Annotated in this window: 10 protein-coding genes; 4 read left to right on the top strand and 6 right to left on the bottom strand. The window is 63.9% G+C overall.

What is annotated here, in order from left to right; translation table 11 throughout:
* Positions 1–8: 8 nt before the first annotated feature.
* Entirely contained in the window at positions 9–5,873 is a 5,865-nt protein-coding gene (gene mnxG, locus ACIPZG_RS15285; protein ID WP_400715083.1) for a manganese-oxidizing multicopper oxidase MnxG, read from the bottom strand.
* Between the two features lie 294 nt (positions 5,874–6,167).
* Here mnxG and ACIPZG_RS15280 point away from each other — a divergent pair, with 294 nt between their 5' ends.
* Positions 6,168–6,455, top strand: coding sequence for a hypothetical protein (locus tag ACIPZG_RS15280; RefSeq protein WP_400641041.1), 288 nt, complete (start codon positions 6,168–6,170; stop codon positions 6,453–6,455).
* 84 nt (positions 6,456–6,539) lie between these two features.
* Complete coding sequence (locus ACIPZG_RS15275) at positions 6,540–7,154, top strand: Yip1 family protein (RefSeq protein ID WP_400715081.1); 615 nt, start codon at positions 6,540–6,542, stop codon at positions 7,152–7,154.
* Between the two features lie 19 nt (positions 7,155–7,173).
* Here ACIPZG_RS15275 and ACIPZG_RS15270 read toward each other — a convergent pair whose 3' ends face one another.
* Positions 7,174–7,434 carry a DUF1652 domain-containing protein gene (locus ACIPZG_RS15270; RefSeq protein WP_400715079.1) on the bottom strand — a complete coding sequence of 87 codons (261 nt, stop codon included), beginning with the start codon at positions 7,432–7,434 and terminating at the stop codon, positions 7,174–7,176.
* 335 nt (positions 7,435–7,769) lie between these two features.
* Between ACIPZG_RS15270 and ACIPZG_RS15265 the strand changes: the two genes are divergently transcribed.
* Positions 7,770–7,997 (top strand): DUF6555 family protein, encoded by a 228-nt coding sequence (locus ACIPZG_RS15265; protein WP_400715077.1) that lies wholly within the window; start codon positions 7,770–7,772, stop codon positions 7,995–7,997.
* Here ACIPZG_RS15265 and ACIPZG_RS15260 read toward each other — a convergent pair.
* The 4 genes from ACIPZG_RS15260 to ACIPZG_RS15245 all read right to left on the bottom strand — a co-directional run bounded on the left by ACIPZG_RS15260 (position 7,966) and on the right by ACIPZG_RS15245 (position 11,390).
* On the bottom strand, positions 7,966–8,895 hold the full coding sequence (locus tag ACIPZG_RS15260; RefSeq protein WP_400715075.1) for a DNA-3-methyladenine glycosylase family protein: 930 nt from the start codon (positions 8,893–8,895) through the stop codon (positions 7,966–7,968). The two genes, ACIPZG_RS15265 and ACIPZG_RS15260, sit on opposite strands and share 32 nt — an antisense overlap.
* A 7-nt stretch (positions 8,896–8,902) precedes the next feature.
* On the bottom strand, positions 8,903–9,766 hold the full coding sequence (locus tag ACIPZG_RS15255; protein ID WP_400715073.1) for a pirin family protein: 864 nt from the start codon (positions 9,764–9,766) through the stop codon (positions 8,903–8,905).
* Between the two features lie 100 nt (positions 9,767–9,866).
* A complete protein-coding gene (locus ACIPZG_RS15250) occupies positions 9,867–10,739 on the bottom strand; it encodes an alpha/beta fold hydrolase (RefSeq protein WP_400715071.1) in 873 nt (290 codons plus the stop codon).
* A gap of 24 nt (positions 10,740–10,763) precedes the next feature.
* Entirely contained in the window at positions 10,764–11,390 is a 627-nt protein-coding gene (locus ACIPZG_RS15245; RefSeq protein ID WP_400715069.1) for a LysE family translocator, read from the bottom strand.
* A 124-nt stretch (positions 11,391–11,514) separates the two neighbouring features.
* On the opposite strand from ACIPZG_RS15245, the gene ACIPZG_RS15240 reads away from it, so the two are divergent.
* Positions 11,515–11,994, top strand: coding sequence for a GNAT family N-acetyltransferase (locus ACIPZG_RS15240; RefSeq protein ID WP_400715067.1), 480 nt, complete (start codon positions 11,515–11,517; stop codon positions 11,992–11,994).
* Positions 11,995–12,110: the final 116 nt, after the last annotated feature.

Here is a 12,110-nt window from a genome sequence, read left to right as displayed (position 1 = left end):
TCTCTCCCTTACTGCGCTGGCGCCGTTGCCGGCGGCACGTCGTTGGTGACCCGCAAGATGCCCCACAGCCCGGACGCGTTACCGTAGGCAGCATAGTCCCGGAACAGGTAGTCCCCCGGCACGGCATTGGCCCCGCCTGCACTGGGCAGCATGAAGCTGAAGTGCGCCGCCGGCAGCACGCTTTCCTGGGCGCCGATGTACATGGCCATCGGGTTGTAGCCGAAGCGCACCGAACCGATACCGGGCAGGTTCATCGGGTAGCCGTCGAGGTCGTTCTTCTCGGCCTGGTAGTTGTGCAGCGGCCACAGGTGCCCGTCGAGCTGGTAGGTGATGCCGCGGCTACCGCCACTGGGCATGACCACATGGCTGCGCACAGGCTGTCCAGGTTTGGCCCAGAGCACTGGCGTTTGCGGATCACCGCCGACCAGGGCGTTGCTGTAAGCCATGTGGGCATTGGGCACATCGGCGAAGCCAAAGCCATCGGCATGACCGAACGGTGCGTCCGGTGCCAGGCCGAAGCGCAACCACAGCGGCTCGGTCTTGTAGTTCATGGCCATGTTGCCGTTGTCTTTCGGATCGCCCGGCACACCGTTGCCTTCGGTGGCGATGCCCTCCACAGGTCGGCCATCGGCCCAGCGCATGTTCATCGAACGCTGCCAGACCGTGACGAAGTCGCGGTAGTCGGGCTGCCCGCTGACCTTGACCGTGGCCTGCGCACGGCTGGCGGCGTCCTCGGTGAAGGTTGCGGTCTGCGGCAGGATGCTCATGGCGCCAACCAGGCCCTTCTGCGGCTGCTTGATGACATCCGCCGGGGTCAGGTTGAGACCGCCGAACTCGATGGCCGTGGTGTTGATGTTGTCCACCGTGCGGCCCAGTTGCAGCACCGGCTTGCCTTCGCGCTCCAGGTGGCCGGCGTAGTACTGGTACACCTTGGTGGGGTAGGCGCCGCTGGTGCCTGCCCGTGGCGGCACGGTCTGCACGGGGTTCAGACCGACGTTGACACCATCGGACTTGGTGATGTCGTAGGCCAGCAGTTGCGCGTGCAGGCCAACATGGCTGGACGGGCGCATCAGGTTGTTGTTGAAGGCGGTGGAGCCCTCACTGTCGTTGCGGTTGCGCTTGACCACGTTCTGCATCACCGCCGTGCTCGGCAGGTCCGGCATCACCATCGGCAGGCGGTTCTCCAGGGTGATGCTGATGCAGTCCCCGGCATTGGCACGTAGCACCAGCGGCTCGACCGGTACGCCGGCCTTGAGCTTGCCGGTGCTGGCATCGAGGTCGGCCTTGCGCACGTAGAGCACGGCGGTCGGGTCGTGCAGCGGCGAACTGTGGCCGCCCACGGTGAAGGTGGTGCCATCCTCCTCGTCGGTCACCGTCACCTGCGGGATGCTGGTCTTGCGGCTGTTGAAGACCAAGGTGCCGCCGGTGGCCTTGAGCGGGCCGCCGACATGCTGGCCGATGCCAGCGGGGTCGTTGATGCTGACGCCGTGGCGGTTCTCCAGGATGTCGTTGGCCAGCGCGGCGACGATCTCGTAGCTGCGCTTGACCGTGGTGCGCGAGCCAATGCCATTGGGGTTGGCGGTGGTTTTCGGGCAGATGCCGTCGAAGTTGACGGTATTGCGCATGGCCACCGGCTGCGGGTTGTTCGGCAGTGGGAACAGGTCGGTGCGCTGCGCGGTGTAGTTGCGCATGATGCCCCAGATGCCGTTCCAGTAGCCTTCCAGGGCTGCGTCCAGCGAGTACAGGTAGTCGCCGTTGGTGGCCGCGGAGCTGGAGATCATCGACACCGGCGCCATGAAGCCCAGTTGCTCGGAGATGCCGATCATCTGCGACGACTTCCAGCCCGAGTTCGAACTGTTGCCGAAACCGGTGCCGTTCTGCAGCCACTTGACGCCATGCAGGGTGACGTTGTGCTCCTCTTCATGACCGCCAGCGTGCATCCGCAGGCGCACGTTGTCGCCGGAATAGGTGCGCAGCAGCGGCGTGAACGGATCACCGGGTTCACTGCCGGCGACGTTGATGTTCGGCGGGAACAACGTGGTACCGCCGGTGGGGCCAACGGCCGAGGTGATCGCCGAAGGTGCCATGTTCATCGCCGGGATGGCGCGGTCGGTACGGGTCTGCAGGGCATAGCCCAGGTCACCGCCGGGGCCGTCGGCCTGCATGCCACGCTTGCCGTCCGGGCCGACCTTGTTCGGGTCGAACACACGCAGGGCCAGCGGTTCGTTGCGGTAGTTGACGACGAACATGCCGGGGTCATCCACCGAGATCGCCTGCGGGCAGGGTCGGGTCGGGCAACCTGGGCTCAGCCCGCCACGGGATTCGACCACCGACTCCAGCAGGGTCGAGGCTTTCTGCCGTACAGGCGGGTTGATGGCATAGCGGAAGCTGTCGGCGGTCGCCGGATACGACTGGCCGTTGGGCACGCCATCGGGGCCAGCGCCCACGTACACGCCCGCCTCGTAAGCATGCTGGAAGTCGCTGTACTCGAGGAAAAACTCGCGGTAGCTGTCGTTCTTGCCATCACCGTCGTGGTCGCCGGTCTTGATCACCGCCTGCCACGAAGTCGGCCCACCGTCCTGGCGCATGGCCGGGTTGTACAGCTGCTCGCCGGTTTCGGCGTGGTACCAAGTCGAGCCGGCAGGTTCGGCCAGCACGGTGGCATACAAGCCCAGTTGCTGGTGGGTCGATGGGCCAAGGTGGTCGTGGGTGAAGATGGTGCCCAGGCCGCGGTCGACGTTGTACACGTTGACCAGCGGGTCGGCGAACCAGCGCTGCATGGCCGTGCGTGCGCCCAGCCAGTCGGCACGCCCGAAACGGCCGAAGTACGGATGCTGCTTGGCTTTCGGGCAGGCGGCGGTGCCTTCGCGGCTATCCCCCTCGCTGCAACCGTTGTAAGCGCGAATGGCGTGCACGCGTTCCACCACGCTGCCGGGCGAGAGAACGCCATCCTCATAGTTCCAGCCGTTGGCCGAGCCGTCGGCCGCGGTCAGGTCCCACTTGGGCAGGTGGATGTGCTGGCCGATCACGTCGGTTGGCGTACGCACCTGGTAGTCGTCCATTTCGTAGTACGACGGGATCAGGTTGGTGTGGGTGTACATGGTGCAGTCGAAGGTGTTCATGCGCATCACCAGCGGCTCTGGCGGACGCTGCTTGGTGATCACCGGCCAGGCGTCTTCCCAAAGCGCGAGGATGCGCGCCTGCGGGAAGTGGTAGCCGACCTTGTTGTACACCGCGTCGAACTGGATGTTGGCGCCCTTGTAGATGCGCGGGCGATCGGCGGTGAAGGTGGACGAACCGCGGAAGCTCATGCCGGTGAGGCTTTCGCCGCTGGCGAATTCACCCACGCCGGACGTCTGGGTCAGGCGTTTGCCGCGGTCATCCATGCACGGCTCGTAGAACGGTGCGCCGGCAGTGGGCAACGCGCCATTGGTGCGAAACGCCTTGGCCACCGGCTGGCTGCCAGGGATCAAGGCATAGCTGGGGTGCTCGGCCTTGGCGTGATACTGCATGGCGGCCTGCTCGACATCGGTGCCTTCTTCGGGCAAGTAGATCGGCTTGGCTTTGTGTACCACTTTGGAGAAGTCCAGTTTGGTAGTGGTGGACACGGCTTCGCCGCCGGCGGATACACCGTCCAGCGCATGCCGGCCCAGCCCACCGTCCCAGCCATCGACCTGGTTGGGGTCCAGGTTGGCCCACAGTGCTTTACCGCTGTCCTTGAGCTGGCGAGCCAGAGCTGGGTCGAGCATGTCCAGCGGTGGGGTTGGCGGACGTTGGCCGACGCTGCTTTCCATGCCGCCGATCCAGAACGGATAGCCAGGGTTTTTCAGGCTGCCGTCAGCATTGCGGTTGGTCTCGCTGCGATCGACCAGGGCCAGGGAGCCCACGGCTTTGCGCGGGGCGGCTTCATGACCATGGTCGTCATCGCCCTCCTCCTCGCCTTCATCGTCATCATGTTCGGCCACCAGCGTTTCCGAGAGCTTGGGCACCACCACGACCTTGCCCGGCATCGGCGCCATGGCCTTGCCAGGTAACGGCACGATGGCCGGAATCGGTGTACCTGCAACGATTTCGCCGTCCGGCAGTGCCCGGGCACCGACCGCCGGCTTACCGCTGCGCAGGGCAAACGGCGTGCTGTGGAAGCCGTTTTCACCCTGGCCGCTGACCTCCAGGCGGGTACCTTCTTCGAACACATCGTGCACCCGCCACATGGCCCACATGCCTTGGGCGAAATGCGGATAGAAATGGCAGTGGTAGATGGCATCGCCCGCCACGCGGTTGCGGTTGCCTGAACCGCCGTTGGCGATTTCATAGGTGTAGCCGACCCCCGGCCCGATGCCCTGGGCATCGATGTAGTCGGAGTTGTCGTCATTGGGGTTGAACAGCCACTGATGACCATGCAGGTGGAAGATGTGCTGTTCGTGACCATTGTGCGTGTTGCGGAACTTGGTGAAATCACCAATGTAGCTGTGGTGAACGTTGGCGGGCTCCGCCGGGTACAAGGCCATGCCAGCCTTGACGCCAATGGCGCTGGCCGGTGGTGTTTCGCCGGGGCGGATATTTTCCAGACCGACGTTCGCCGGTACATCTACCAGCGTGCCGATGTCACCCACGGTATGGGCACTGAGGAAGAACTCCTCGTAGGCGCATGACAGGCAGTCATGCATGGGCCCCACGCCCAAGCGGTTGGCCACCACTTCTGCACCCATGCCTCCAGAGCCGTAGTTGATCATGAACGAATCGCGGGTGGGCTCCAGTACATGACCCATCACCGGGTCCGCCCAGTAACCGGGGAATGCCTGGGTCGCCGCCACTTCGTCAGCGAACTGCGAGGCGAAGTCACGGAACGCTTCCAGGCGATTGGGCAAGGCCGGATTGCGTTTGTTGACACTTTCCAGCGGATAGGTCGAGCGGGGGAAACTGCCGTCTGGGTTCGGCCCCATGACGATGGCATCGGTCTCGCTGCTGAGGATCTCGTTGCCGTCGACCATGGCAATGATCGGCTTGCCCGCCTTGCCTTCACTGACCCACGGTTCGGCCTGGGGATAGCGGGCCTCGTAGTCGACCACCGGCTGGCCAGTGGCCGTGCGACCGGTGCTGGCCAGACGCATTTCTTCCTCGGTCAGGGTATTGCGGTAGGCACGCCCATTTTTGGGGACCACCACGACCTGGCCGAACAGGCCGTTGGCGACGTTGCCCGCCCCGCCCTGCCCGCCGAAGGTCGCGCCCTGGCTGGTGGCAGCGAAGGCGCCTTCGCGCTCGGCATAGAGGGTGTAAGTGCGGGTGTTGCCGGGTGCGATCAGGAAGTTGCCGTTGCGGCCGGTGTTGGCGGCGATGTCGCCGATGCTGTTGACGGCTTGCAGGCCATTGACCTGGAAGCCCACGTGACGGTCGGTCACCTGTTCGTCGGCGACGAAGTGTTCCCCGCCCTCGTTTTCGACTTCAGCGCCCTCTTCCTCACCCTCTTCCTCACCCTCGACTTCGTTCTCTTCGTGATCGATGCCGTGTTTGTTGGGGTTAGCCTGGTAGGCCAGCAGGTTGGTCAGGTTGACCATCAGGCACTCACCGGCCGCCACGCGCAGTACGATCGGCCGCGGGCGCTTGTCCGGGCGCAGGGTGACTTTGCCGGGAACGGCGGCCCCCCCTTTGCTCAGCGGTACGTTGTTTTCGTCCACCACATCCTGGCGCAGGGCGAACATCATGCCGTTGGCGTTCTGCGCGCCAAGGCGGTTGAACATCAGTGGCTGGTCCAGGGCCACCACATTGGCCACCAGGGTGCGCTGGCATTGCACAGCCGCCTCGCTGGTCGCTTGCCAGCCGAGTAAGGCCAGCACGAGTGATGTCAGGACGGGGCCTTTGTTCGGGGTCGACATTACTCACCTCCGGGACACAGGGACTGTGGAGAGAGGTCAGCAAGGTGTATGCCAAAGGGTAATAACGTTATTTTTCAGGTGGTTGCAGGACGAAGCAGAGGAAATTGGGGAGGATTCCCCAGGGGAATTCCCCGAATCAGGGGACGATTTTCATTGGCATCTGGGATCCAAAAAATTCTAGACGAATCCACTTGAACATCTGCCGCTTGAACCCCTCAAAACAGTGATACCTGTTTCGCTTGCGAGGAGTCCGCCGATGCCCATTCAGCGCCCAGACACAAGAGCCCCGCAGCCATGAAAATGCCCGGCCGCGCCCCCAACACCCCGGTGCAGCTCGATTATGTGCGCGACACGCTGTTCGGCCCGGTGGCCCAGAGCGTGGAATGCCAATGCCAGCTCGCCGCCCTCAGCCTGCAAGGGCGCCCCGCCCTGCGCCTGCACATCTGCCCGCCGCTGCCGGACAAGGTCGAACGCGCCCACAGCGTGGCCTTCGTCTGGGATGGCCGCAGCTACCACGGCGTAGTGCGTGACCAGGGCAAATGCGGCGATGGCGGCCTCAACCTGCTGGTCGAGTTGCAGTAGCCGATCAACGGCGGCGAACCGGGCTGAACCTGGCGCAAACGGCGTACCTCCATAACTAGAGGTCTCTGCCTTCAGGAGAACGCCATGAACAGTCCGTTGCTCAAGCTCTTCACCCACCCTTCCGATGCCTGGATAGAGATTCGCCGCGCCGAAGAGGACCACCCGCAACAATACCTGCCGCGCTTGCTGGTGCTGGCGCTGATCCCGGCGCTGTGCCTGTTCGTCGGCACCACTACCTTTGGCTGGAGCCTGGCCGGCGATGAACGCGTGCGCCTGAGCATGGGCAGCGCAGCACAGCTGAGTGGGCTGTTGTATGCCACCACGGTAGTCGGGGTGATGCTGATGGGGGTGATGATTCGCTGGATGTCGCGCGGCTTCGATGCACAACCCAGCCTCAACCAATGCATCGGCTTCGCCGCCTATTGCGCCACGCCGTGGTTCTTCGCGGGGGTGATCGGCCTGGTGCCGATTCGCTGGTTGGCCTTGATCGTACTGGTGGCTGCGTCGGCCTATGCCACTGTGCTGCTCTATGGCGGGTTGCAGACCTTCCTGCGCTTGCGCAAGGAACAGGCGATGCTGTTCTCGACTTGCGTGTGGGGAGTGGGGCTGTTGCTGCTGGTGACCATCCTGGTGTCGATGATCCTGTTCTGGACCCACGGGCTGATGCCCGAATACGTGCGCCCGGCCAGCCTCGGCTGACCGGCGCGCACCGCGTCGCTCAGGCCATGGCCCTGAGCGACGTCGGATGACTGGAACGCAATGCGTGCAGTTGCCCAACCAGGTTCACGACATCGCGGCAACTGTTGAGGTTCTGCAACGACACCCCGGTGAGGACCACGCCCTCCTCCAGGTTTTGCCCCTGACCCAGCCGGATGGTCAGGCTCACGCCATCCGTGCAGGTCACTTCACAGCGATCAGGCAGGCAGGCTTGCTCGATCAATTGCCGCATTTCGAGCATCGAAACTCCTATCAACGACATGGTACGACCCTCTCTGTACTGGATGGCCTGTTGTATGTGGTTACGCCCTTGGCAGGCAGGGTGCCAATTGATAATACGCATGCCCAAGCGGCCGTCCATGCGCCGGGGCAATCGTAGTGCGGGAGATCATCTAGCACCTTAGTGGAAGAACCCTGGCTGGCCATGACCGTTCGATCGAATGATGGCACTTGCAGACAGACGGTCGGCAATGCGCCATCTGTCGTGCGTTGGGCTGTCCGGATCAAACTTTTCCAGCGTTTCGAGGCTCCCACTTTTCAAGCCGGAGCACTTCTCGCACCTGACCTTCCACCGCTGCGCAGGACTTCGAATACCCGATGATCGACGCCAAACTCTACGTGATCGACTATCAGCTGCATGGCAAGCCCAAGACATTCATCATCCGTGCCGAACGCATGGACAACGCCGAAGCGTGGCACTGGGCAAGCTGTGATGCAGGCCTCGGCCGCATCGGTCGCTATAGCCACGAGAAAGTCCGCAAGGTCAGCAAACCGTTGGCCGAGCGCTTCGGCATCAGCGAGGTGAGTTGGCGGCAGTCGGGCTGAAGTCGGCCAGCGAAGCCCACAAGTGCTGTGCGGCATAGGCCCGCCAAGGTCGCCAGGCCAGGGCACGTTCGCCCAGGTGCGCGTCGGGCCCTTCCTGCAGGCGCAGCGCCTTGACCAGGGCCACATCCCCCAAAGGCAATGCGTCGTGCGCGCCGATCTGGCGCAGGGCCAGGTAGTGGGCACTCCAGGGGCCGATGCCCTTGAGACGGCAGAGGTTGGTCAGCACGGTTTCAAGGGGCTGATCGGGGTGCAACAGGTCAGGTTGTTCCAACAAGGCACGGGCCAGGGTGCCGAGCGTCATGGCGCGTGAACGGGGCATGCCAAGGTTTTCCAGTGGCGCGGCGGCAATCACTTCAAGCGTCGGAAAGACATGGGTCAGGCCGCTGGCCTGCAGCCGCAGAGGCTGGCCGTGGCGCGCCACCAGGCGCCCAGCCAGGGTCATCGCGCCCGCCACGCTGATCTGCTGGCCCAACACGGTACGCATGGCTTGTTCGCCAGCGTCCCATCCCTTCGGCACACGCAGGCCGGGGCGTACGGCAAGCAACCTGGCCATCAGCGGGTCTGCCACCAAGCCTTGGGCAATCTGCGCAGGATTGCTGTCCAGGTCGAACACACGGCGGATGCGCGCGATCAACGCCGGCACAGCGACACTGGATACACCGGTCAGCCGTACCCATAAACGGTGACCACAGGCGGGCCTGGCCTCCAGCAAAGCGTGCCGGCCGGCGACCACCAGGGTGCGCCGGTACACGCCTTCGCTGAAGGTTTCGATACCAGGGATACAGCGGGCGGCCAGAAAGGCCAGGGTCGAAGGCCAATGGTACGGCGCACGGTAACGCAGCCACAGGGTGTGCTGGTCATGGCTGGAGGTACGCCGTACAGCGAGCAAGGGGTTCATCGGGCAATCATGCCATCTGCCCAAATCGCCCTCTATGGAAATCATCGAACGCTTCGGCGATTTCTTCCTGACTGTTCATCACGAAAGGGCCATAGCCGACGATAGGCTCATCGATGGGCTCGCCACTGAGCAGCAGCACGCTAGTGTCCTCCAGCACTTCCAGCGCCACCCCCTCGCCCGCCCGGTCAAGCAGCACCAGACTCGCAGGGCCTGCGTCTCTTTCGCCGTTGACCCGCAGCTTGCCGCGCAGCACCACCAGCGCAGCATTGCGGCCTGCGGCAACAGGCAACTGCACGCTGGCACCGGCCGTCAGGCGCATGTCCCAGACATCCATGGCGGTGAAGGTGCGCGCCGGCCCTGCCTGCCCGCCATAGCTACCCGCGATGACCCGCAGGGTGCCTGCGTCGCTTTCCAGCGAGACGACCGGAATGTCCTCGGCCAGCAGCGTCTGGTAGCCCGCCGCCGCACGCTTGTCGCGTGCCGGCAGGTTGACCCACAACTGCACCATTTCCAGCGTGCCGCCGCTGCGGGCGAACGCCGGCGCATGGAACTCTTCGTGGAGGATGCCGTTGGCGGCGGTCATCCATTGCACATCGCCGGGGCCGATCAGGCCACCCGCGCCGGTCGAGTCACGGTGCTCCAGTTCGCCCTGGTAGACGATGGTCACGGTCTCGAAGCCGCGGTGCGGGTGCTGGCCGACGCCGCGGCGGGCATTGGTGGGGGTGAAATCGTGCGGGCCGGCGTAGTCCAGCAGCAGGAACGGGCTGATCTGGCTGGCCAGGTTGTCGTAGGTGAACAGGCTGCGCACCGGGAAGCCGTCGCCTACCCAGTGGGCATTCGGGCTGTGGTGGATACCCAGGATCTTTTTCATGAGAAGTCTCCTCTCTTGGCTGGGTTCACCTTACCAGTGCGAACAATCAGTCAGTAGCTGGCCAAAATGGCACTGATCGTTCCATCAGTGGAACAGTTGCTCAGCTTTGCAGGAAATCGGCCACCTGTTCTGCTGCCATTGCCGGGTCTTCCTGCATGAAACAGTGCCCACCGGCCACCTCGCGGGTCGTCACCCGTGGGTTCAGACGCGCCAGACGCTGCACCGAGTGTGGCACGAAGGGGTAGGTCTGCTGGCCATAGAGCACCAGAGTCGGCGCCTGGATGGTCGCCAACTGCGACCACATACGCGTCGGGAACGAACTGAAGATATCCACCTCGCGGCTGGGCCGGCACTTGAGCACCACGCCTTCGCCACAATCGCCCAGCGCGTGTTCGACGTAAGCGCGCAACGCCGCATCGTTCCAGCCCTTGAAGATCCCTCGCCCCTGCAGCGAAGCCAGCGCCGCTTCGCGGTCCGGCCAATGGCTGCGACGGCTGGCGGCCTTGCGCGCCAACGCATGGCGGCGGTGCAGGCCCAGCCGTGCTGCGATCCCCATGGCGCCGATCATGCGCCGGCTGAACAGTACCGGGTCGAGCAGCACGGCACGTTCGAACGCGCCCGGCGCGCTGGCCAGGATCAGCCCAGTGAGCACGCCACCAAAGCTGTGCCCCGCCGCATAACGCGGCACTTCACCGTACTCGCCCTGCCCGCTTTCGAACGCTTCCAGGGCCAATTCAGCGGTGCGGTTCCAGCCACGAAACGCATCCCCGTAGTCGCTGTCGCCATGACCCTGGACATCGCACAGCCACAGGTCGAAATGCTCGGCCAGGTTCATCAGCAGGGGCTGGTAGGCCAGGCAGCAGAAGCCGTTGCCGTGCAGAAAATGCAGCAACGGCTTGCCGCTGGCCGGCGAGCGCCAGCCACGCAGGGTGAAGCCTTCGGAGCATTCGTGGGACCAGGGAATCAATTGCATCGGATTACTGTACTCGGCGGTCTGTCAAGACGCCGATTCTACAAACAGCAGCGGATAAAGCGAAATCACCAGCAACAGGGCCATCAGGACATTGAACAGCATCAGCCAACGCGGGTTCTGCAGCAGCCTGCGCAGCGCACTGCCGAACATGACCCAGACGCCGACGCTGGGCAGGTTGACCAGGGCGAACAGCGCGGCGATGACGATCACGTTCATCACGTAACCCTGGGCCGGGGTGTAGGTGGTGATGGCGCCCACGGCCATGACCCAGGCCTTCGGGTTGACCCACTGGAAGGCTGCCGCACCCCAGAAGCTCAGCGGCTTGCGCGCATTGGGCGAGTCGGCGCTGAGCGGCCCTGAGGTGGCGATCTTCCAGGCCAGGTACAGCAGGTAGGCGGCGCCAACGTAGCGCAGCACGGTGTAGAGCATCGGCCAGGCCTTGAACACCTCGCCCAGGCCCAGGCCGACCGACAGCACCATGACCATGAACCCGAGGCTGATACCCAGGGCATGCGGGATCGAGCGGCGCACGCCGAAATTCACGCCCGACGCCAGCAGCATGGTGTTGTTGGGCCCCGGGGTGATCGAGGACACGAAGGCAAACAGCACGAAGGCGGTGAGCAGATCGGCAGAGGCAAGCATGGCAGGCATTCCAGTATCGTTATATGTGCTGTCACACTAACGGAGTCGCCCTGCCCTGCGACCGGTACAGTTGCAATAAATTATGCAGATACACATGACTGTACCGCCACCTCTGAGCACAAGGAACATGAGCATGAGCCTGAACATTCGCCCCGCGGTACGTACCGATGCCGCTCAGATTCTGGCGTTCATCACCGAACTGGCCGACTACGAACGCGCTCGCCATGAAGTGATCGCCAGTGTTGCCGATATTGAGCGTAGCTTGTTCGATAAAGGCAGCACGGTGCAGAGCCTGATCTGCGAGCGCGAGGGTCAGGCGATTGGCTTTGCCGTGTACTTCTACAGCTACTCGACCTGGCTGGGGCGCAATGGCATTTACCTGGAAGACTTGTACATCACCCCAGAGCAACGCGGTGGCGGCGCTGGACGCGAGCTGTTGCGGCATATCGCCCGCGAAGCGGTTGAGAACAGCTGCGGGCGGCTTGAGTGGAGCGTGCTGGACTGGAACGCGCCCGCGATCGGGTTCTACGAGTCGTTAGGGGCCGAGGCGCAGGATGAATGGATTCGTTATCGCCTGGATGGTGAAAAACTGCGGCAGTTTGCTCAGGGCTGAGCAGGAGAGCCTGTTCCGGCCTCATCGCCGGCAAGCCGGCTCCCACAAGATCAGCGCAATGCCCAGGGCTGAAAAGTTGACGCGATACCTGTGGGAGCCGGCTTGCCGGCGATGGG

This window comes from Pseudomonas sp. NPDC089395, from assembly GCF_044749525.1.
Taxonomy (GTDB): domain Bacteria; phylum Pseudomonadota; class Gammaproteobacteria; order Pseudomonadales; family Pseudomonadaceae; genus Aquipseudomonas.
The sequence above is the reverse complement of the archived record's forward strand: the minus strand, read 5'-3'. Positions and strand labels throughout refer to the sequence as shown.

What these genes read in the sequence shown, in the direction of transcription:
- ACIPZG_RS15250 (WP_400715071.1), bottom strand. Translation starts at nt 10,739, where the DNA reads ATGCAATTGATTCCCTGGTCCCACGAATGCTCCGAAGGCTTCACCCTG.
- ACIPZG_RS15255 (WP_400715073.1), bottom strand. Translation starts at nt 9,766, where the DNA reads ATGAAAAAGATCCTGGGTATCCACCACAGCCCGAATGCCCACTGGGTA.
- mnxG (WP_400715083.1), bottom strand. Translation starts at nt 5,873, where the DNA reads ATGTCGACCCCGAACAAAGGCCCCGTCCTGACATCACTCGTGCTGGCC.
- ACIPZG_RS15265 (WP_400715077.1), top strand. Translation starts at nt 7,770, where the DNA reads ATGATCGACGCCAAACTCTACGTGATCGACTATCAGCTGCATGGCAAG.
- ACIPZG_RS15245 (WP_400715069.1), bottom strand. Translation starts at nt 11,390, where the DNA reads ATGCCTGCCATGCTTGCCTCTGCCGATCTGCTCACCGCCTTCGTGCTG.
- ACIPZG_RS15270 (WP_400715079.1), bottom strand. Translation starts at nt 7,434, where the DNA reads ATGTCGTTGATAGGAGTTTCGATGCTCGAAATGCGGCAATTGATCGAG.
- ACIPZG_RS15240 (WP_400715067.1), top strand. Translation starts at nt 11,515, where the DNA reads ATGAGCCTGAACATTCGCCCCGCGGTACGTACCGATGCCGCTCAGATT.
- ACIPZG_RS15275 (WP_400715081.1), top strand. Translation starts at nt 6,540, where the DNA reads ATGAACAGTCCGTTGCTCAAGCTCTTCACCCACCCTTCCGATGCCTGG.
- ACIPZG_RS15260 (WP_400715075.1), bottom strand. Translation starts at nt 8,895, where the DNA reads ATGAACCCCTTGCTCGCTGTACGGCGTACCTCCAGCCATGACCAGCAC.
- ACIPZG_RS15280 (WP_400641041.1), top strand. Translation starts at nt 6,168, where the DNA reads ATGAAAATGCCCGGCCGCGCCCCCAACACCCCGGTGCAGCTCGATTAT.